Annotated in this window: 16 protein-coding genes; 7 read left to right on the top strand and 9 right to left on the bottom strand. The window is 74.1% G+C overall.

Annotated elements, in window-relative coordinates; translation table 11 throughout:
- Nucleotides 1-53 precede the first annotated feature (53 nt).
- On the bottom strand, nucleotides 54-1,160 hold the full coding sequence (locus DBP14_RS20770; RefSeq protein ID WP_241740990.1) for a MupA/Atu3671 family FMN-dependent luciferase-like monooxygenase: 1,107 nt from the start codon (nucleotides 1,158-1,160) through the stop codon (nucleotides 54-56).
- A 205-nt stretch (nucleotides 1,161-1,365) separates the two neighbouring features.
- Between DBP14_RS20770 and DBP14_RS20765 the strand changes: the two genes are divergently transcribed.
- From DBP14_RS20765 to DBP14_RS20740, 6 genes are all read left to right on the top strand, one after another.
- A complete protein-coding gene (locus DBP14_RS20765) occupies nucleotides 1,366-2,394 on the top strand; it encodes a ketoacyl-ACP synthase III family protein (RefSeq protein WP_129308664.1) in 1,029 nt (342 codons plus the stop codon).
- Nucleotides 2,395-2,462: 68 nt separating this feature from the next.
- Nucleotides 2,463-3,959: a class I adenylate-forming enzyme family protein gene (locus tag DBP14_RS20760; RefSeq protein WP_129311988.1), complete on the top strand. Its 1,497-nt coding sequence runs from the start codon at nucleotides 2,463-2,465 to the stop codon at nucleotides 3,957-3,959.
- Nucleotides 3,956-4,234, top strand: coding sequence for a phosphopantetheine-binding protein (locus DBP14_RS20755; protein ID WP_129308663.1), 279 nt, complete (start codon nucleotides 3,956-3,958; stop codon nucleotides 4,232-4,234). The genes DBP14_RS20760 and DBP14_RS20755 overlap by 4 nt, the downstream gene beginning before the upstream one ends.
- 206 nt (nucleotides 4,235-4,440) lie before the next feature.
- Nucleotides 4,441-4,986, top strand: coding sequence for a hypothetical protein (locus tag DBP14_RS20750; RefSeq protein WP_129308662.1), 546 nt, complete (start codon nucleotides 4,441-4,443; stop codon nucleotides 4,984-4,986).
- 37 nt (nucleotides 4,987-5,023) lie between these two features.
- A complete protein-coding gene (locus DBP14_RS20745; protein WP_129308661.1) occupies nucleotides 5,024-6,565 on the top strand; it encodes an MFS transporter in 1,542 nt (513 codons plus the stop codon).
- A gap of 103 nt (nucleotides 6,566-6,668) precedes the next feature.
- On the top strand, nucleotides 6,669-7,829 hold the full coding sequence (locus DBP14_RS20740; protein WP_129308660.1) for a nucleotide disphospho-sugar-binding domain-containing protein: 1,161 nt from the start codon (nucleotides 6,669-6,671) through the stop codon (nucleotides 7,827-7,829).
- 59 nt (nucleotides 7,830-7,888) lie between these two features.
- Here the strand turns inward: DBP14_RS20740 and DBP14_RS20735 are convergent, their stop codons facing one another.
- The 4 genes from DBP14_RS20735 to fabG all read right to left on the bottom strand — a co-directional run bounded on the left by DBP14_RS20735 (nucleotide 7,889) and on the right by fabG (nucleotide 13,163).
- The gene (locus tag DBP14_RS20735; RefSeq protein ID WP_129308659.1) at nucleotides 7,889-9,157 is read right to left on the bottom strand and encodes an FAD-dependent monooxygenase; all 1,269 of its coding nucleotides are present in this window, start codon (nucleotides 9,155-9,157) and stop codon (nucleotides 7,889-7,891) included.
- Nucleotides 9,154-11,313 carry an AMP-binding protein gene (locus DBP14_RS20730; protein ID WP_129308658.1) on the bottom strand — a complete coding sequence of 720 codons (2,160 nt, stop codon included), beginning with the start codon at nucleotides 11,311-11,313 and terminating at the stop codon, nucleotides 9,154-9,156. The genes DBP14_RS20735 and DBP14_RS20730 overlap by 4 nt, the downstream gene beginning before the upstream one ends.
- On the bottom strand, nucleotides 11,306-12,274 hold the full coding sequence (locus tag DBP14_RS20725; protein WP_129308657.1) for an aromatase/cyclase: 969 nt from the start codon (nucleotides 12,272-12,274) through the stop codon (nucleotides 11,306-11,308). Before DBP14_RS20725 ends, DBP14_RS20730 begins: the two co-directional genes overlap by 8 nt.
- Before the next feature lie 103 nt (nucleotides 12,275-12,377).
- The gene (fabG, locus tag DBP14_RS20720; RefSeq protein WP_129308656.1) at nucleotides 12,378-13,163 is read right to left on the bottom strand and encodes a 3-oxoacyl-ACP reductase FabG; all 786 of its coding nucleotides are present in this window, start codon (nucleotides 13,161-13,163) and stop codon (nucleotides 12,378-12,380) included.
- A gap of 204 nt (nucleotides 13,164-13,367) precedes the next feature.
- Between fabG and DBP14_RS20715 the strand changes: the two genes are divergently transcribed.
- Nucleotides 13,368-13,820 carry a nuclear transport factor 2 family protein gene (locus DBP14_RS20715; RefSeq protein ID WP_129308655.1) on the top strand — a complete coding sequence of 151 codons (453 nt, stop codon included), beginning with the start codon at nucleotides 13,368-13,370 and terminating at the stop codon, nucleotides 13,818-13,820.
- Nucleotides 13,821-14,248: 428 nt separating this feature from the next.
- On the opposite strand, the gene DBP14_RS20705 is transcribed toward DBP14_RS20715, so the two are convergent.
- The 4 genes from DBP14_RS20705 to DBP14_RS20690 all read right to left on the bottom strand — a co-directional run bounded on the left by DBP14_RS20705 (nucleotide 14,249) and on the right by DBP14_RS20690 (nucleotide 18,445).
- Complete coding sequence (locus DBP14_RS20705; RefSeq protein ID WP_129308653.1) at nucleotides 14,249-15,412, bottom strand: nucleotide disphospho-sugar-binding domain-containing protein; 1,164 nt, start codon at nucleotides 15,410-15,412, stop codon at nucleotides 14,249-14,251.
- 166 nt (nucleotides 15,413-15,578) lie between these two features.
- Nucleotides 15,579-15,842 carry an acyl carrier protein gene (locus tag DBP14_RS20700; RefSeq protein WP_129308652.1) on the bottom strand — a complete coding sequence of 88 codons (264 nt, stop codon included), beginning with the start codon at nucleotides 15,840-15,842 and terminating at the stop codon, nucleotides 15,579-15,581.
- Between the two features lie 84 nt (nucleotides 15,843-15,926).
- The gene (locus DBP14_RS20695) at nucleotides 15,927-17,180 is read right to left on the bottom strand and encodes a ketosynthase chain-length factor (RefSeq protein ID WP_129308651.1); all 1,254 of its coding nucleotides are present in this window, start codon (nucleotides 17,178-17,180) and stop codon (nucleotides 15,927-15,929) included.
- Complete coding sequence (locus tag DBP14_RS20690; RefSeq protein ID WP_129308650.1) at nucleotides 17,177-18,445, bottom strand: beta-ketoacyl-[acyl-carrier-protein] synthase family protein; 1,269 nt, start codon at nucleotides 18,443-18,445, stop codon at nucleotides 17,177-17,179. Before DBP14_RS20690 ends, DBP14_RS20695 begins: the two co-directional genes overlap by 4 nt.
- Between the last annotated feature and the right edge of the window lie 43 nt (nucleotides 18,446-18,488).

Raw genomic sequence — 18,488 nt, 5'->3', positions numbered from 1 at the left:
AGCCCCCACGGCCCGCAGCCGCGCAACGGCAGAACGGGGCACCCTCTGCCGCATCACGCAGCCGAGGCCAGCGCCCCAGCGAACCGCGCCTGCAACGCCCCGACATGCTCCAGCGACGCGAGAACCTGCTGCGGCTCCCCCACGAAGTCGACAAGACACGCAATCTCATCGGCCCCGGCCGCCCGAACCCTCTCCGCCGTCACCGCCGCCTCCTCCACGGACCCGATCAACGAGTTGCCGTCGAGATACCGGTTGACGCCGAGGTCGGCCAACTTGCGCTGAGCGGCGTCACCGGCCAGCACCGCACGCCCCTGCTTCCCCCCGCTCATCCGGCCGCCGGCGCTGACCGCGCGGGACTCCAGGTCGATCGCGGTGAGCAGGTAGTCGCGCAGCCAGGCCCCGCCGGTGCTGCGCGCCTCCTCGGCGTCGTCGGCGAGGTAGGTGTGCATCATCACGGTGACCTTGCCGCGGCCGGGGACCGATGAGGCGGCGCGCGCCTCCCGGTAGAGGGCGACCTTCTCGGTGAGGGACTCCGGGTCCTGGTTCTCCAGGTGGGTCAGCACGTTGCAGCCCATCCGGCCCGCCTCCCTGAAGGTGTCCTCGCTGCGGGAGGCGGTGACCCAGATCTCCAGCTCGCGCTGGACGGGCCGCGGGTAGATGTCGATGTCGACGTCCTTGCCGAACGGGTCGGTGCCGTGCCAGACACCGGTGCGCCAGGCCTCGCGCAGGGCGTGCACGTCGCTGATCATGCGGGCGCGCCGGCCGTGGTACTCCTGCGGGGCGAGCACGAAGTCGTTGACGTTCCAGCCGGAGCCGACCGAGATCGCCGCGCGGCCGCCGGACAGGCCGTCGACCATCGCGAAGTCCTCGGCGACCCGGGCGGTGGGGTGCAGCGGGGTGACGACGCTGCCCGCCCTGATCTGCACGCGCTCGGTGACCGCGGCGATCGCGGCGGAGGTGACGGCGGGGTTCGGGAAGGCGCCGCCGAAGCGGTGGAAGTGGCGCTCGGGCGTGGAGACGAACCCCAGGCCGAGCGCGTCGGCGCGGCGGGCGCAGTCGAGCATGAGGTCGTAGGTCTCGCGGACCCGGTCGCCGAGCGCCGCGAAGAAGAACACGCCGAAGTCGAGCGGCCCACCCGGGCGCCGGTGGCTCGCGTTCACAGATTGCCTCCCTCTGGAAGGGCCGCCGGTGGCCCGTGGAACGGATGCGCCCACCGTGGCGCCGTCACCTCGACGGCCGCTGGACCGCAGATCGGGCCGTACACCCGTGCGGAACGGCTCAAGGGCGGTTCGAGCGGGTGCCGCGACACTCCCGTTGCAGTCCTGCGGGACGGCCAACGGCCAACAGCCAACGGGAGGAGAGTTCATGCGCTGGGACGACATGCACGTCGCCGCGGTGGGCACCTGGCTGCCCGAGCCCGTCCAAGCGGCGGACGCGGTGCGCGAGGGCCGGTACACGAAGGAGCGGTACGAGACCTTCGACTACGCGTCCGTGCTGCGCAGCGAGGACGTGGCGCCGCCCGACATGGCCGTGTTCGCCGCGGAGACGGCACTGAAGCGGTCGGGTGTCGACCCGTCCGAGTTCAGTCTGCTGCTGCACGGCAGCCTCTGGTTCCAGGGCCTGGACATCTGGCCGGCCGCCAGTTACATCGCGCAGCGCACCGTGGGCCGGCACGTGCCGGCGATGGACGTGCAGCAGCGCTGCAACATCGGGGTGAGCGGCATCGAGCTGGCCGCCGCCCATCTCACGTCGGGGCTGCGCGGCGGCAGCGCGGTGATGCTGACGACCGCCGACCGGTGGAGCGGGCCCGCGGTCAACCGCTGGGGTCTGCACGACATGAGCGCGTACGGCGACGGCGGCACCGCGGTCGTCGTGTCCCGGCGCGGCGGTTTCGCCCGGCTGCTCGCCACGGCCACCGCGGCGGACAACTCGCTGGAGGGCCTGACGCGGGGCGACGAACCGTTCCGTACGGCGTCCCCGGCAGCCGGGACCCCGGTCGACCTGACGGCACGCTCGGCCGCGTACGCCGCCCGGCACGACGAGGCCGAGCTGACCATGCGGATCGCCCGGACGATGCTGCGGGCCAAGAAGGAGGCGCTCGCCGACGCCGGGCTGACCACGGCCGATCTGGCGAAGGTCGTCACGCCCGCGACGGGCCGCCGCAAGGGCGACCACCAGGTGCACCACCTGCTCGGCGTCACCGAGGAGCAGACCACCTGGTCGTACGGGCGCACCACCGGCCATGTCGGCGGCGGCGACTGGGCCGCGGGCCTCGCCCATCTGATCGACACCCGGGCGGTCGCGCCCGGCGACCACGTCATGCTGTTCGGCGGCGGTGCGGGCTACACCTGCACGGCGGCCGTCCTGGAGATCACGGAGGTGCCCCAGTGGTGACCGCCCTGGAGCCGCAGACCACCGCAGTCACCGCAGGCGCCGCAGCCGGGGGCGAGGCGTCCGGCACGCTGCCCGGCCTGCTCGCCGCGGCCGTCGCCGAGTGCCCGTCGGCGCCCGCCGTCCGGGACGAGACCGGCGGCTGGACGTACGCCGAACTCGACGCGCACAGCCGGGCGTTCGCCGCCTGGCTCACGGCGCGCGGGGTGCGGCGCGGGGAGCGGGTGCTGGTGCGGGCGGGCAACACCCGCGCGTTCGTGGCGGCCCTGTTCGGCATCCTGCGGCACGGCGCTGTGTGCGTGCCGGTGAACCCGGCGATGAAGCGGTTCCATCTGTCGTCGGTGGTCGCCGACAGCGCCCCGGTGCTGCTCCTCGGGCGCGGCGAGGACCTGGCGCTGCTCGCTGAGCTGACCGACCGGCCGGTGCACGACCTGGAGGAGGTCCACGCCGGCCTGGACCCGGCCGAAGCCCCCACCCGGGACCAGGATCCCTCCCCCGACGACCTCGCCCTGCTGATCTACACGTCCGGCTCGACGTCCGCGCCCAAGGCGGTGGTCAGTCCGCACGCGCCGTGCGTGTTCGCGGCCCGCGCCATCGCCGAGGTGCTGCGGTACCGCGCCGACGACGTCGTGCTGGTGGCGATCCCCCTCTCCTTCGACTACGGCCTCTACCAGATCTTCCTGTCCGTGCTGGCCCGCGCCCAGGTCGTCCTGACGTCCCCGCGGCGCCAGTTGAAGCTGCTGGGCACCCTGCGCGAGCACGGCGTGACCGTCGTACCGGTGGTGCCCTCGCTCGCCGAGATGCTGCTGCGGCTGGCCGGACGCGACAAGGGCGCCGACCCGCTGCCGGTGCGGCTGTTCACCAACACCGGCGCGGCGCTGACCCAGCCGGTCATCGCCGCCCTGCGCCGCACCTTCCCGCACGCCCGGGTGTCGCCGATGTTCGGCACCACCGAGTGCAAGCGCATCACCGTCCTGGAACCGGACGGCGACCTCGCGAAGCCCGGTTCGGTGGGCCCCGCGCTGCCGGGCACCGAGGTGCTGATCCTCGACGAGGACGGGCGGGCCCTGCCGGCCGGCGAGGTCGGCGAGATCGCGGTGCGCGGACCGCACGTCATGGCCGGCTACTGGCAGGCCCCGGAGATCACCGCGCAGCGCTTCCGCCCCGACCCGGTGACCGGCGAGGTCACCCTGCACACCGGCGACTACGGGCACCTCGACACCGACGGGCACCTGTACTTCCAGGGCCGCCGCGACGACCTGTTCAAGCGGCGCGGCAACCGGATGAGCGTCCTGGAGATCGAGAGTGCCGCACTGGACGTGCCCGGCGTCGAGGCGGCCTGCGCGGTACCGCCCGGCGACGGCTTCGACCTGACGCTGTTCGCCGTGACCCGGCTGTCCCCCGCCGAGCTGGCGGAGCGGCTGGCCGAACGGCTGGAGGACGCCAAGGTGCCCGGCGAGTGCCGGGTGCTGGCCGCGCTCCCGCTGACCCCCAACGGCAAGACCGACCGGCAGCTGCTGCGCGCCCGCGCCGCGGCCCCCGAACCGACCGACCAGGAGACGTCATGACCACCACCGCCGCACCGGCCTGGGACGCCCGCTTCGAGCGGCTGCTGGCCGCCGTCCTGCCCGGCACCGCCCGCGACACGCGGCTCGCCCCCGGCCTCGAACTGAAGAAGGCGGGCCTGGACTCCCTGGCGACCGTCGAATTGCTCGTCTCGCTGGAGGAGGAGTACGGCGTCGAGCTGCCCGAAGCGGCCCTGAACAGCGCCACGTTCGCGACGCCGGCCGCGCTCTGGGAGACCCTCACCCGGTACGGCGCCGCCCCGGCCGCCCACGCCTGACCCACCGACCGTCCGGACCGACCCAACAACCCGAACAACCCGACCGAATCGTCCGACCCGGCCGAATCGTCCGACACCCCCCACAGGAGAGATCTCATGGGCATCAACTTCGTGCACACCGGCATCGCCCTCGTCGTCGTGTTCATCCTCGCGGGCGCCGTCAAGCTCGTGCGCCGCAACAAGCGGTAACCGCCATGCGTGTCCTGATGACCACCACACCGGTGCCCGCGCACCTGGCGCGGCTGGTGCCGCTCGCGCGGGCCCTGCGGGGCGCCGGCCATCAGGTCCTGGTGGCCGGGCAGCCGGACGTGCGGGAGGTCGCCGAGGCGGCCGGGCTCGAACTGGCCGTCGTCGGCGGCCGGTTCCACCCCGAGGACCATCCCGACCTGGCCACCGACCCCAAACCCCTGGTGGGGCACGCCCGTTACCTGACCCCCCGCTACCTGGAGACGGCCCGCGACTGGCGGCCCGACCTGATCGTCGGCTCCCGCCTGGAGTACGCGTCGCTCGTCGTGGCGGGGGCGCTGGGCGTCCCCGTCGCGCACCAGCGCGATCCCGACCCGGCCGCCGACGCGCTCGGCGACTCGCTGCGCGGGGTCGCCGCGTTCTTCCTCGGCGGCCTGTGCCGGCGGGCCGGGCTGAGCGCCCTGCCCGTGCCGCACCTGCTGTCCGCCGACGAGGAGCCCGGCCGTCTCGTCGCTGTACTGGAGCGGCCGGCCTCGCAGCACACCCCACGGAGGACTCCCGCATGACCTGGACCCATCCCGCCTGCCCGCCGGGCGGCCCGGTATGAACGGCAAGCAAGTCCGCCTGTTCGTCGCGGGCGCCCTCGCCGCCATGCTGCTGTCGTTCCTCGACGAGAACATCGTCACGAGCGCCGCCTGGCAGATCACCCGGCACCTCGATCCGGCCCACGGCCTGGACCGGCTGCCGTGGCTCGTCACCGCGTACGTCCTCGCGGCCACCGCGAGCCAGCCGCTGTACGGCAAGTTCTGCGACCTGTACGGGCCCAAGCCGGTCTACCTGTTCGCCGTCTGTGTCTTCCTGCTCGGCAGCTCGGCCTGCGGACTCGCCCAGTCCATGGGCGAGTTGATCGCCTTCCGCGCGGTGCAGGGGCTGGGCGGCGGCGGCCTGATGTCGGTCACGCTGATCATCATCGCGACCCTGCTGCCCGCCCGGAGCCGCACCTCGGGCGCCGGCCTCGGCGGTGGCCTGGTCGCCCTCGGCATCGTCGCCGGACCGCTGCTCGGCGGGTTCCTGTGCCAGTACCTGTCGTGGCGCTGGATCTTCTACGTCAACCTGCCGCTCGGCCTGATGACCATCGTGGGCACGGTGTTCGGCCTGCGGATGCCGGAGCGCGAGCGCGGTGAGCAGCGGGTCGACGTGCTCGGCGCCGCCCTGGTCACCGCCGGTGCGACGGCGCTGCTGCTGCTGGCCCGCTGGGGCGGCGGCACCTACGCCTGGACGTCGCCGGTGATCCTCACGCTGGGCGCGGCCGCGGTGCTGCTCGTCGTGGTGTTCTGCTGGTGGCAGACGCGGGCCGCCGACCCGATCCTGCCGATGTCCCTGTTCACCGACCCGGTGTTCCGGGTGGCGGCGCCCCTGCAGTTCGTCGGCGGTTTCACCGTGCTCGCCGTGCCGGTGTTCGTGGTCACCTATCTCCAGGTCGCCCGCGGCGTGAGCGCGCAGGCCTCCGGCATCCGGCTGGCCCCGATGGCGATCGGGGTGCTCGTGGTGATGATGGTGTCGGGGCGGCTGATCCCCCGATTCGGCCGGTTCAAGCCGGTGCTCGTCGTCAACGCCTCCGTCGCGGTGGTCGCGCTCGCCCTGTTCGGTCTGATCCGCGCGGACACCACGAGCCTGACGGTGGGCCTGCTGCTGATCCCGCTCGGCTTCGGCCTCGGCGGCGTGGTCCAGGTGGTGCTGCAGACGGCGCAGGCCGCGGCACCGGAGGACCGGCTCGGGGTGGTCACCTCGGGCACCCGGTTCTTCATGACGCTGGGCAGCGCCTTCGGTACGGCCCTCCTGGGCGAGGTGCTGTCGCACCGGCTCACCGCGCTCGCTCCCGGCGGCATGCCGGGTCCGGGACACGCCCGGAACCAGGTGTACGCGTCCGCCACGTCCACGACGTTCCTGGTCGCGGCCGGTGTGATGGTGCTCGGCCTGCTGCTCGCGCTCGCGATGCCGGACGTCGCCTTCGACGCGTCCGACGGCGCCGACGATGCCGACAGCGCCGACGCGCCGGCCGGGGACGCCTCGGGGGCCGCGGAGCAGCCCGTCGGCTCCGCCGCACCGCACGACCGTACGGAACCGGCCGTTCAGGCGGCCTGACCCCGCACCGCCAGCCCGCGACGCCCCGCCCGGCCCCCCTCCGCGCGGGGCGTCGCCCATGCCCGCACCCACCCCTTCCCACGCCCGGCCGACAGGAGGCCCCATGCGCGTCCTCATGCTCAACACCCCGGTCCCCACCCACTTCTCCCCGCTCCTGCCGCTCGCCTGGGCGTTGCGCGGCGAGGGGCACGAGGTGGTCGCCGCCGTACAGCCCGACGTCGTGGACACCGCGCTGACGGCGGGTCTGCACACGGTGTCGATCGGCGACCCGTACCACGTGGAGGACCTGCTCTCCGGCGGACTGCCGCCGGGCAAACGGCCCCGCGAGGTGCGCCCGCGGCCCGACGCGGCCGGGCTCGCGGGCGGCGCGAAGGTGTGGCAGATGCACGCCAAGTACCTGGTGGAGGAGCACCTGGCGTTCGCCCGCCGCTACCGCCCGGACCTGATCGTCGCCGACATGATGGAGTACTCGTCGCTGATCGTCGGCGGTGTGCTCGGCGTCCCGGTCGTCCACCACCGCTGGGGCCTGGACCCGTTCACCACGGGCGCCCGGGCCGCCGCACGCGAGGCGCTGGGCCCGCTGTGCCGGCGCCTGGGCCTGCCCGGCCTGCCCGACCCGGACGTCGTGCTCGACCCCTCCCCCGCCGCGCTGCGGCTGCCGGACACCTCGCCGGGCTCCCCCATCCGCTACGTCCCCTCCAACGGGCCCGCGGTCCTGCCGGACTGGCTGTACGACGGGCCCGCCGCGGACCGGCGCCGGGTCGTCGTCTCGCTCGGCACCAGCACCCTCGACCTCGGCGGCCTGCCGCTGCTCGTCCACGTCCTGCGCGCCTTCGCCGACCTGCCGGACACCGAAGCCCTGGCGACCGTGCCGGGCCGGCTGCGGGAATCACTCACCGGGCTGCCGCCCAACGTGCGCCTCATCGACCCGGTTCCGCTGCGCCCGCTGCTCGACAGCTGCGCGGCCGTCGTCCACCACGGCGGCGCCGGCACGCTGTTCACGGCGACCGACGCGGGCCTGCCCCAGCTGGTGCTGCCGCAGATCATGGACCAGTTCCCGCACGGCGACGCGCTGGCCTCGGCGGCCGCGGGCCTGACGCTGACGGAGGCCGCCGACCAGGACGACCCGGGGCAGGTGGCCGCTGCCGTACGGAAGTTGCTGGACGACCCGTCCTACGGCTCGGCCGCCGGTGGACTCGCCGGCGCGATCGCCGCGATGCCGTCGCCGGGGCAGGTGGCCCGGGACCTCGCCCGGCTGGTGTGACGCACACGACGGAGGGCCGGACCCCAGGTCGGGGTCCGGCCCTCCGTCGTCGTGGGCGCTCAGGCGCCGTCCGTGAACAGCTCCTTCGCCACCCGGATGTCCGGATTGCCGTACGCGATGTGCCGCAGCACCTTGCCGTACAGCGGGGTGCGCCGCAGCAGCGCGGCGAGCGCGGGGCGGACGCGGGTGGCGACGACGCCCCGGCCGAGCATGGCCGCGCTCTGCACGCGCTGGGTGCGCATGACGGCCGCGATGTCCGGTGCCCGGCGCGCCTCGAACGTGCCGAGGAACGCGGCGCTCGCGTCCCCCTCGGCCAGGGCGGTGATCAGCAGCGGGTGCAGGGCGACGGCGTCCTGCACGGCCAGGTTGATGCCCTGGGCGCCGATCGGGCTGTGGGTGTGGGCGGCGTCGCCGATGCAGACGAGGCCGTCGACCGCCCACCGGTCGGCGCGGCCGGAGAACACGTCGAGCAGGCTCACGTCCTTGAAGGAGGTGATCTGCTCGCGGATCAGCTCCGCGTACGGCGGTGCCGCCGCGGCCAGTTGGTCCTTGAGGTGCTCGACGCCCCGGCCCGCGAGGTCGGCGTAGCCGCCGTGCGGCAGGGTCCAGCCGATCTGCACCTTGTCGGGGTAGGAGTCGTAGGCGAGGACGGGGCTCGCGCCGTGCCGGAAGACGCGCACGTCACGGCGCCCGGGCGCGCTGTCCGGGACGGACAGTTTGAACCACAGCACGTCCAGGTCGAACACGTCGCTGCGGCCCGCCTCGATGCCGGCGAGCCGGCGCAGCTTGGAGAAGCGGCCGTCGGCGGCGACGGTGACGTGCGCGCGGATCTCGCGCCGGCCCTCGGGTCCGTCGGCGCACACCCCGGTGATCTCCCCGCCGGGGCCGTGCAGCAGGGCGCTCGCCCGATGTCCTTCGAGGTGGGTGAAGGCGTCGAACTTGGCGCAGTGCAGGACGAGTTCGTCCAGGAGGTGGGGCTGCGGGATGCTCAGCAGGTGGTCGTAGGGGGCGGGCAGGGTGCGGTAGTCGATGTCGAGCAGGACGCGTTCACCCTCGACGAGCCGGAACCGGTCGTGCTCGTGGCAGCCGCGGGCCCGCGCCCCGGCGAGCACACCGAGCTCGTCGAGCAGCCGCATGGCGCCGGGCTGGAGGATCTCGCCCCGGAACTCCCGGTGGTGCGCCCGGGAGCGCTCGACCAGGGTGACCCGCACCCCGGACTTCAGCAGGAGCAGGGCGAGGACCAGGCCGGCGGGGCCGCCGCCGACCACGCAGACGTCGGTGTCCGGTGCGTCGGCGGCGGGGACGGCTCCTGGCCCCGCGGTGCTCATCGGGTGCCGATGACGGGGGCCGCCGTCACCGTGCGCGAGGTGGTGAGCGCGGCCAGCGCCGCGTACTCGGGCAGTTCACGGGCGCGCCGGGCGGCGTCCGCGTCGCGCCAGCTCTCGACGGCGGTGTAGCGGCCGGGGCGGGGCAGGGAGCGGGCCAGGTCGAGCCAGGCGAAGCCGTCGAGGGCGCGGGCGGCCTCGGCGTAGGCGCGGTAGGCGGTCTCGAACTCGCCCGCGTCGCCGGTGACGTCGGCGACGGTGACGTACTGGGCCTGGCCGCCCTCGTTCTCGGCGACCCGCAGGACGCCCATGGAGGGATCGGCCTCGACGTCGACGATCCGGTGGAACTCGGCGGCGTGCGCCTGGAAGGTCTCCGAGCCGAGGACGGCCTTGAAGTCCTGCGGGGTCGCCCACCAGCCGATGTTGACGTACGTCCCCGGGGTGTCCAGGTCGCGGACGGCCTGGTGGGCGCGGAAGCCGCCCTGGGCGCGCATCCACTGGACGTGGGAGCCGAAGTGCTCCTCGAAGTGGGCCGCCTCGGCGGGGTCCTTGAGGGTGAAGGTGTTGACGACGGTGAACTCGGGGGCCATGGCGGGAGCCTTTCCGTTCGGGGTGGGCCGGGGCTGCGAGGACGGACCCCGTGTCAGGTCGAGGAGCCGGGTGCGCAGGTCGCGGCGCTGGATCTTGCCGTTGCCGTTGCGCGGGATCGCGGGGACGGCGACGGCGTCCTGGACCCGCTGGTAGTACGGGAGCCGGGGGTTGACGTCGGCGAGGACGGCCTCGGGCGTCGCCGCCGGGTCGGCCAGCACGAGCAGGGCGCCCGCGACCGCCGACGAGTACGGGTGCGGCAGGTCGACGACGACGGCCTCGGCGACCGCCGGGTGGTCGAGCAGGGCGCGCTCCACGTCGGAGGGGGCGACGAGGAAGTTGTCGCACTTGAAGACGTCCTTGAGGCGGTCGACGAGGAACAGCCGCCCGCCGGTGTCGACGCGGCCGACGTCGCCGGTGGCGAACCAGCCGTCCGCGCCGACCCCGCCGCCGCCCAGGTAGCCGGCCATCACCTGCGGCCCGCGCACCTCCACCTCGCCGGCCTCGCCCGGCGCCAGCACGGCACGCGTGTCGACGTCGACGATCCGGCACTCGGTACCGAGGACGGGGCGGCCGACGCTGCCGTGCACGGGGGCGTCGGCGTCGTCGCTGTGGGTGAGCGGGGAGGTCTCGGCGAGGCCGTAGCCCTGGAAGACGGGCACGCCGAGCCGTTCGCCGAGCCGTGCCGCGGCGTGCGGGGGCAGCGCGGAGCCGCCCGAGGCGACGTACCGCAGGGCGCGCGGGGCGGGCCCCGCGGGCTCGGCGGCGTCGGCGAGGCGGGCCAGGCGGACGGGGAGGCTGTAGTAGTGGGTGGCGCCGTAGCGGTCGGCGGCGGCCAGCGCCTCGGCCGGGTCGGGGCCCGCGAAGAGGATCTGCGGAGCGCCCGCGTGGACGGCCGAGTTGAGGTGCATCGGGTGGTACGTCGGCAGGTGGTTGAGGGTGACCGAGGCCGCGTCCAGGCGGTGCGCGTACGTGATCTGCGCGGCGTTCACCGTGAGGTTGCGGTGGGTGAGCCGGACCGCCTTGGGCAGTCCGGTGGTGCCGCTGGTGAAGTGCAGGCAGGCGACGTCGTCGCCGCCCTCGTACGGGGTGCCGGCCGGCGCGGTCTCGGCGAGCGCCTCCAGCGTGGTGTCGGCCGGGCCGGCGGGGGACGCGCCGCCGATGAGGACGACGCGCTCCAGGTGCGGCAGGCGGTCGCGCAGGGCGCCGATCCGCGCGTACAGCGCGGCGTCGACGAACGCCACGCGTGCCTCGCAGGTGCCGAGCACGTGGAGGAGGCCCTCCTCGCGCAGCAGCGGGTTGACGACGGCCGCCACGTGCCCGGCGCGCATCGTCGCGTAGTAGGCGACGGGGAAGTCCGGGTGCAGGACGGCGGCGACGGCGATCCGCTCGCCGGGCTGCGGCAGCAGGTCCCGCAGCGCGGCGGCGACGGCCCGGGTGCGCTGCTCCAGGGCGCCGAACGTGGTCCCGGTGCCCTCGGCGATCAGCGCGGTCCGGTCCGGGTACCGGCGGGCCGTCTCGGCGAGCAGCCCGTCGACCCGGGTGGGCACGGTGAGTTCCACGTCAGCCACGGCGTTCCTCCGCGTACGCGCGGGCGAGGTTCATGGTGGCGGTGCTGTTGGTGCTGAGCGCCTTGTGGACGTAGGCGCGGGCGTCCGCGACGGTGGCGCCCTCGCCGAGGATCCGCTCGACGGTGTCGGTGCGCAGCCGCACGTCGTGCCGCGAGGAGACGTCGACGCCGGTGCCGGACGCCTTGATGGTCCAGGCCCCGGTGTGGGCGGTCATCAGCAGTGGCACGGTGGTCTGCTTGTAGACGATGCGGCCGCCCGCCGCGTCGGGGAAGCAGACGCGGATCGACTCAGTGGTGTGCACGGAGCCGTCCTTGGTGCTGGTGTCCATGCGCATCACCTGCACGCCCGGCTCGTCCTCGGTGAGGTCGAGGGCGGCGACGTGCGGCAGCCGCTCGGGCCACAGGTCGGCGCGGTTCAGGAAGTCGAAGACGTCGGTGCCGTCGCCCTCGATGTGCACGGTGTCGGTGAACGAGAACTCCAACTCGGCGAGCCGGCCGCCCAGTTCGGCGACCTGGCGGATGTTGTCCAGTTCCTGGCCGCTGTTGCGGTCGAGGGCGGCCCGTATCCACTCGACGTTCTCGGGGGCGTCGTCGACGGCGCTGAAGTCGTGCCTGAGTTCCAGCCGGGAGCGGCCGGGAGCGAGCCGAGTGACGATCCACTCGCCGCCCATCGCGGCCACCGGCGGCGTGGACACCTCCTGGCGGAAGGTGACGCGCAGCGCCTCCGGGTCGAGGGTGCGCACCGAGGTCCAGGACTTGACCGCGCCGTTGGCGGTGGCCCAGATGCGGATGCGCTCGAAGCCGTCGGACTCCTCCAGGTGCTCCACGTGGACGTTGGGAAGGAACCGCAGCGGCCAGGAGCGGGCGTCCGCGACGACCGCGTACACCGCCTCCGCGTCGGCGGCCACCTCGACCGCGTGCGTGGTCTCGTACGTCACCGGCTGCTGGACCGGTACTGCCATGGCGAACGCCTCCAAGCGTGAATCTGCGTTGATATGCGTTGATCTGCGTTGATCTGCGTTGATCTGATGACGGGGTTCGGGGTTGGCGGGAGCGGCGGGTGGATCAGAAGTTGCCGAGGCCGCCGCAGACGTTGAGGGCCTGCGCGGTGATGGAGGCGGCGGTGTCGGTGGCGAGGTAGCCGATCAGGCCCGCGACCTCCTCCGGGGTCGAGTAGCGGCCGAGCGGGATCTTCGCCTGGAACTTCTGCAGGATCGCGTCCTCGCTGGTGTCGTAGGCGGCCGCGTAGCCCTGGCGGACGCGCTGGGCCATCGGCGTCTCGACGTAGCCGGGGCAGACCGCGTTGACGGTGATGCCGGTCGGCGCCAGCTCGTTGCCGAGCGCCTTGGTGAACCCGACGACGCCGTGCTTGGAGGCGGAGTACGGGGCGCCGAGGACGACGCCCTGCTTGCCGGCCGTGGACGCCACGTTGATGACGCGGCCCCAGCCGCGCTCGCGCGCCCCGCCCTCGCGCAGGAACGCGCGGGTCAGCAGGAACACGGAGGTGAGGTTGGTGGCGATCACGTCGTCCCACAGCTCGTCGTCGAGGTCGGCGGTGACGCCGCCGCCCGAACGGCCCGCGTTGTTGACGAGGACGTCGATCCGCCCGTACGTCCCGACGGCCGCGGCCACCAGCGCGCGCACGGACTCCGGGTCGCGTACGTCCGCGGTGGTGCCGTTCGCCTCGTAGCCCTCGGCGCGCAGTTCCTTGACGGTCAGTTCGACGCTCTCGGCGGTGCGGGCGCACACGAACACCGCGTGTCCGGCGGCGCCGAGGGCCCGGGCCGCCGCCAGGCCGATTCCGCTGGTGGCCCCGGTGACCAGGGCGACTTTCTGCTCGTTGTTCGCCATCTCGGGCGCTCCCCTAACGCTGGTGGTGTCGCTGTTGCAGGTCCGGACCCGGACGGCGCCACGGTGCAGGGGTGGACTCGGGATGCGATGGAGCGGTGCTGGAAGGAGCGGGGACGGGTGGTGCTCCGTCCCGTGTCGAGCGGGGCGCGAGGGGAGCGGCCCAGAGTCGGCGGCGACACCCCAGGCCCATCAGGAGGAACCGCCATGACCGTGACGGAGACGGAGTACGCGCAGGGCGCCGGCTTCGCCGAGCTGTACCAGCAGGTGCAGCAGTTCTACGCGCAGCAGATGCAGCTGCTCGACTCCGGGCGGGTCGAGGAGTGGGCGGCGACGTTCACCGAGGACGGCGTCTTCGCGGCCAACGCCAAGCCGGAGCCGACCGTCGGCCGGGACACCATCGCCGCCGTCGCCGGCCAGGTCGTCGCCCAGTACGAGCGGGACGGCATCCAGCGCCGGCACTGGATGGGCATGGTCGCGGTCGACGAGGCCCGCGGCGAGGTCGTACGGGCCCGCTCCTACGCCCTGGTCATCGAGACGCCCCGGGGCCAGGCCCCCTTCATCAAGGCGTCCACCACCTGCGAGGACGAACTGGTCCGCGAGAACGGCCGCTGGCTGGTCCGCCACCGCCTGATCTCCCGGGACGACCTGGCGGCGTAGCGTCCCCGCACCCCACTGAGGGCCACCGGATTCACTTCCGGTGGCCCTCTCCCCGTGCCAAACCCCGACCGGCCTCGGGCAACCCGCCCCCGCCTCGGGGCCGTCGCCCGCCCCCAGCCTTGGGCAACCCGCCCCCGCCTCGGGGCCGACGCCCGCCCCCAGCCTTGGGCAACCCGCCCCCGCCTTGGGCAGTCTGCCGCCTGGGGCGGCAGGGTGGGCAAGGCGGCACCCGACGCCGGGCACGTCCATCATGTGCCTGAGCTGCAACCCCGGTACGGTCGCGTCTGCCGGGCTGGGCAATCGTCTCGGGCCCACGGCCGTCGCCGGTTGCTCGCGCGGTTCCCCGCGCCCCTTGCAGGGGCCCAGGCCGTGGCCAAACGACCGCCGTCGTGGGGTGCTCGCGCCGTTCGCCGCGCCCCTGGCGGGGCTCAGCGCCGCGCCAGTTCCTCGATCTGCGGGACCATGCGCGCCGGCAACGGCATCGACGCGATCTCGGTCGCCACATCCCGCGCCGCCGACGCGAACCCCGGATCACCCAGCAGGGACGTCACCGCCTCCCGCAGCACCCCAGAGTCCGACTGCCCGTCCAGGGCGACCCGCATCCCCGCCCCGCGCGCGGCGAGCCGTTCGCCGTACACGTCGAGGGCGGGCAGTGCCTGGGGCAGGACCAGTTGGGGGAGGCCGTGGGCGAGGGCGGTGAGGCCGGTGCCGGCGCCGCCGTGGTGGATCAGGGCCGTGCAGCCGTCGAGGAGCAGGGACAGCGGGGCGGGGTCGACGACCTCGACGTTCGCGGGGACCGGGCCGAGGGCGGCCGCGTGCTCGGGGGTGAGCGTGATCAGGGCGTGTACGCCGTCGAGGCCGTCGAACGCCTCCGCGAGGGCCGCGATGCCGTCGAGGCCGCACTCGTCGACCGTCCGGGTGCTGTACGAGACGCAGACCGTCTGCCCGGTCGCCGCCGCACGCCGGCCGGGGTAGCCGCCCGGCCCGTTGTACGCCACGAAGCGCACCGGCCGACCGGGGTCGGTGCCGGGGGCGACGAGGCTCGGCGGGCAGGGGTCGAGCAGCAGGGCGGGGTCGGGCAGTCCGCCGAGTGAACCCACCTGTTCCGCGAGGGACTTCAGGGCGCGGCGGGCGGGCTCGCGGGCCTGGGTCGTGAGCAGGTCGGGGCCCCAGCGGTGCACCACGCACGGCACGCCGAGGGCGCCCGCGACGATCGGCCCGGAGAACTCCAGCGGGTCGGACACGACCACGTCGGGCCGGAAGTCGCGGGCCAGCGCCAGGTAGCCGTCGATGACGCGGCCCACCCTGCGCTGCCAGTTCGCCGCCAGCTTGTCCCAGTCGGGCTGCCAGCCCGGACCGGGCGCGGCGGCCCGGGAGGGCGCCTGCTTCGGCCGGGGCGCCGGCGGCGCGGGAGGGGCGGGAGGCGGGGCGTCGACCTCCACCGCGTGCAGGCCGGCCGCCCGCGCGGTCGCCACGGCGACGGGTTCGCCGCACAGCAGCACCTGGTGGCCCGCGGCGGACAGGGCCCAGGCCAGCGGCACGATGGGAAGCAGGTGACTGTTGACGGGGGTCACCACGAGCAGGACGCGCATTCGGGCTCCGTCTCAGAAGGCTGTCGTGAAGGATGTCGTGAAGGCAGTCGGGAAGGCAGTCGGGAAAGCTGTCGTAGGAGGACAGAAAGGTCACGGCGCCCCGGCACGGGCAGCGGGGAGGCTGTCGTGCCGGGGCGCCGTGTCGGGGGGCCGGTCCGCGTGGGCGTCAGGCGGCGACCTGCGTACGGCTGCCGGCCAGGCTCTCGTTGATGTACGCCAGCAGCAGACGCGGGGTGTCCGCCTCGGCGAGGGTGTCGTCGGAGAGCTGTATGTCGTACTCGCGCTCGATGTGACCGGTGGTCTGGAGCACGGCGAGGGAGTCGTAGCCGAGTTCGGCGAGCGGGACGTCGAGGACGTCGCCGTCGAGGTCGACGCCCTCGGCCTCGCCGGCGCACTCACGGAGCAGGGCGGTCAGTTCGTTCAGCGTCATGGCAGTGCCTTTCTTCGCGTTCTCGTGGGTCGTGGGGTCGGTGAAAGGGGACGTGAAGGGGACCGGGGGGAGGTGCCGCGGGCATCAGGCCGCAGAGACCACCAGGGCCGCGTTGAACCCGCCCTGTCCGCGCGCCACCACCAGGGCGTTGCGCAGGGGCGCCGGCCTGGCCTCGGTGACCAGGTCGAGGCGGATGCCGTCGGCCGGGCGGGTGGTGCCCACGGTGGGCGGGATCACGCCGTCGCGCAGGGCGAGCAGCGCGGCGGCCACGTCGAGCGAGGCGCCGCCCGCGGCGAGCCGGCCCGTCATGGTCTTGGGCACGGTGACCGGTACGGCCTCGGAGGCGAAGACGGCGGCGAGCGCGTCGGCCTCCGCACGGTCCAGCTCGGGCACCCCGGCCGCGTCGGCGAACACGACGTCGACGTCACCGGGCGCCAACCCGGCGTCGGCGAGCGCGAGTTCGATCGCACGGTGCAGGGTGGAGGGCGCGCCGCTGTCGGGTGCCGGGTCGAAGGTCGCAGCGTATCCGGTGAGCCGCCCGTAGATCCGGGCGCCGCGCTCGCGGGCCGCATTCTCCTCCTCCAGGACGAGCAGGGCGCCGCCCTCACCGGGCACGTGGCCGCCGGCCCGCTCGTCGAAGGGGACGTACGCGCAGGCGGGGTCGGTGCCGGTGCTGAGCCGGCCGCCGGCCAGCTGGGCGGTCCAGCCCCAGGGGCAGATCGCGCCGTCGACACCGCCGGTGACGATGAGGCCGCTGCCCTTGCGCAGCTGCCGCCGGGCCTGGCCGATGGCGTCGAGGCCGCCGGCCTGCTCGGTGACGAGGACGCCGCTGGGGCCGCGCATGCCGTGCCGGATGGAGATCTGGCCGCTGTTGACGGCGTAGAACCAGGCGAAGGACTGGTAGGCGGAGACGTACTTGCCGCCCTTGCTCCACAGCGCCTCCAGCTCGCGCTGCCCGAACTCGAAGCCGCCGGCCGAGCTGGCGGTGACCACGCCCGCGGCGAACTCGGGGAGTTCCTTCGGGGTGACGCCGGCGTCGTCGATGGCCTCCTGGGCGGCGGTCAGGGCGAGCCGTGTCATGTGGTCGGTCTGCGGCATCAGCCGGGACGGGATGTGCTCGGCCGCCTCGAAGCCGGGGACCTCGCCGGCCAGGGTGGCCGGGTAGCCGGAGGCGTCGAACCGGGTGACCGGTCCGATGCCGCTCTGCCCGGCGAGGGTGGCCGCCCACCAGGCCTCGGTGCCGAGCCCGTTGGGGGCGGCGACGCCGATGCCGGTGAAGACGGAGCCGGTGACCGGCGCCTCGGCGGGCCGCTGAAGGAGGTCCGTTGACGTACTCATGCTGCCTTCCGTTCCGGGCCGGTGAGGACCATCGCGCTCTGGAACCCGCCGAATCCGCTGCCCACCGTCAGCACGGTGTCGGTGCGCTGCTCGCGGGCGGTCAGCGGGATGTAGTCCAGGTCGCACTCGGGGTCGGGGTCGTGCAGGTTGGCGGTGGGCGGCAGCACGCCGTGCTCGATGGCGAGGGCGCAGGCCGCGATCTCCAGGGAGCCGATGGCACCGAGCGAGTGCCCGATCATCGACTTGATGGAGCTGACGGGCGTGCGGTAGGCGTGCTCGCCGAGGCTTCGCTTGAACGCGGCGGTCTCGTGCCGGTCGTTCTGCTTGGTGCCGGAGCCGTGCGCGTTGATGTAGTCGACGGCGGTGGCGTCGAGGCGGGCCTCGTCGAGGGCGACGCGGATCGCCTCCGCCATCTCCTTGCCGTCGGGGCGCAGCCCGGTCATGTGGTACGCGTTGCTGCGCGAGGCGAACCCGGAGATCTCCGCGTAGATGTGGGCGCCGCGGGCGAGGGCCTGCTCGCGCTCCTCCAGGACGAAGACGGCGCTGCCCTCGCCGAGGACGAAGCCGTTGCGGCTGGCGTCGAACGGGCGGGAGGCGTGCGCCGGGTCGTCGTTGCGCGGCGAGGTCGCCTTGATGGCGTCGAAGCAGGCGACGGAGATCGGTGAGATCGGCGCCTCGGTGGCACCGGCGATCATCGTGTCGGCGCTGCCCTCGCGGATGAGTTCCACGGCGTGGCCGACCGCGTCGAGGCCGGAGGTGCAGCCGGTGGAGACGACGGCGGTGGGCCCCTGGGCGCCGGCGGTCCAGGCGACCTCCTTGGCGAAGGACGCCGGCACGTAGTAGTCGAACAGGTGGGGAACGGCGTACCGGTGGTCGACGTGCCAGTCGGCGCCGTCGCCGCTGACGATCCGGTACTCGGTGTCCAGGCCGGTGGTGGCGCCGACCGCGCTGCCGATGGTGACGCCGGTGCGCACCGGGTCGGCGCCGGACAGGTCGATGCCGCTGTCGGCGAGCGCCTCGCGGGCGCTGACCACGGCGAACTGGGCGGCCCGGTCCATGCGGCGGATCTCGCGGGCGTTCAGCCCGGCCGCCCACGGGTCGAAGTCGGCCTCGGCGGCGATCCTGGACCGGAACTGGGCGGCGTCGAAGAGGGAGATGGCCCGGGTCGCGGTGCGGCCCTCGGTGAGCAGGGACCAGAACTCCTTGGTGCCCACTCCGCCGGGTGCCACCACTCCGATGCCGGTGATGACCACGCGCCGTGTCATCGCTGCCTCCCGGCCCACCGCCGCGCCCCGGACCGCATGGCGC

This window comes from Streptomyces sp. L2 (assembly GCF_004124325.1).
Taxonomy (GTDB): Bacteria; Actinomycetota; Actinomycetes; order Streptomycetales; family Streptomycetaceae; genus Streptomyces.
Note: the sequence above shows the minus strand (reverse complement) of the source record. Positions and strands in the feature narration are given on the sequence as shown.

Bases quoted from the DNA above. Each gene is read 5' to 3' on its own strand.
- DBP14_RS20690 (WP_129308650.1), bottom strand. From the start codon at position 18,445: ATGACACGGCGCGTGGTCATCACCGGCATCGGAGTGGTGGCACCCGGC.
- DBP14_RS20745 (WP_129308661.1), top strand. From the start codon at position 5,024: ATGAACGGCAAGCAAGTCCGCCTGTTCGTCGCGGGCGCCCTCGCCGCC.
- DBP14_RS20765 (WP_129308664.1), top strand. From the start codon at position 1,366: ATGCGCTGGGACGACATGCACGTCGCCGCGGTGGGCACCTGGCTGCCC.
- DBP14_RS20705 (WP_129308653.1), bottom strand. From the start codon at position 15,412: ATGCGCGTCCTGCTCGTGGTGACCCCCGTCAACAGTCACCTGCTTCCC.
- DBP14_RS20700 (WP_129308652.1), bottom strand. From the start codon at position 15,842: ATGACGCTGAACGAACTGACCGCCCTGCTCCGTGAGTGCGCCGGCGAG.
- DBP14_RS20695 (WP_129308651.1), bottom strand. From the start codon at position 17,180: ATGAGTACGTCAACGGACCTCCTTCAGCGGCCCGCCGAGGCGCCGGTC.
- DBP14_RS20755 (WP_129308663.1), top strand. From the start codon at position 3,956: ATGACCACCACCGCCGCACCGGCCTGGGACGCCCGCTTCGAGCGGCTG.
- DBP14_RS20750 (WP_129308662.1), top strand. From the start codon at position 4,441: ATGACCACCACACCGGTGCCCGCGCACCTGGCGCGGCTGGTGCCGCTC.
- DBP14_RS20735 (WP_129308659.1), bottom strand. From the start codon at position 9,157: ATGAGCACCGCGGGGCCAGGAGCCGTCCCCGCCGCCGACGCACCGGAC.
- DBP14_RS20740 (WP_129308660.1), top strand. From the start codon at position 6,669: ATGCGCGTCCTCATGCTCAACACCCCGGTCCCCACCCACTTCTCCCCG.
- DBP14_RS20715 (WP_129308655.1), top strand. From the start codon at position 13,368: ATGACCGTGACGGAGACGGAGTACGCGCAGGGCGCCGGCTTCGCCGAG.
- DBP14_RS20725 (WP_129308657.1), bottom strand. From the start codon at position 12,274: ATGGCAGTACCGGTCCAGCAGCCGGTGACGTACGAGACCACGCACGCG.
- fabG (WP_129308656.1), bottom strand. From the start codon at position 13,163: ATGGCGAACAACGAGCAGAAAGTCGCCCTGGTCACCGGGGCCACCAGC.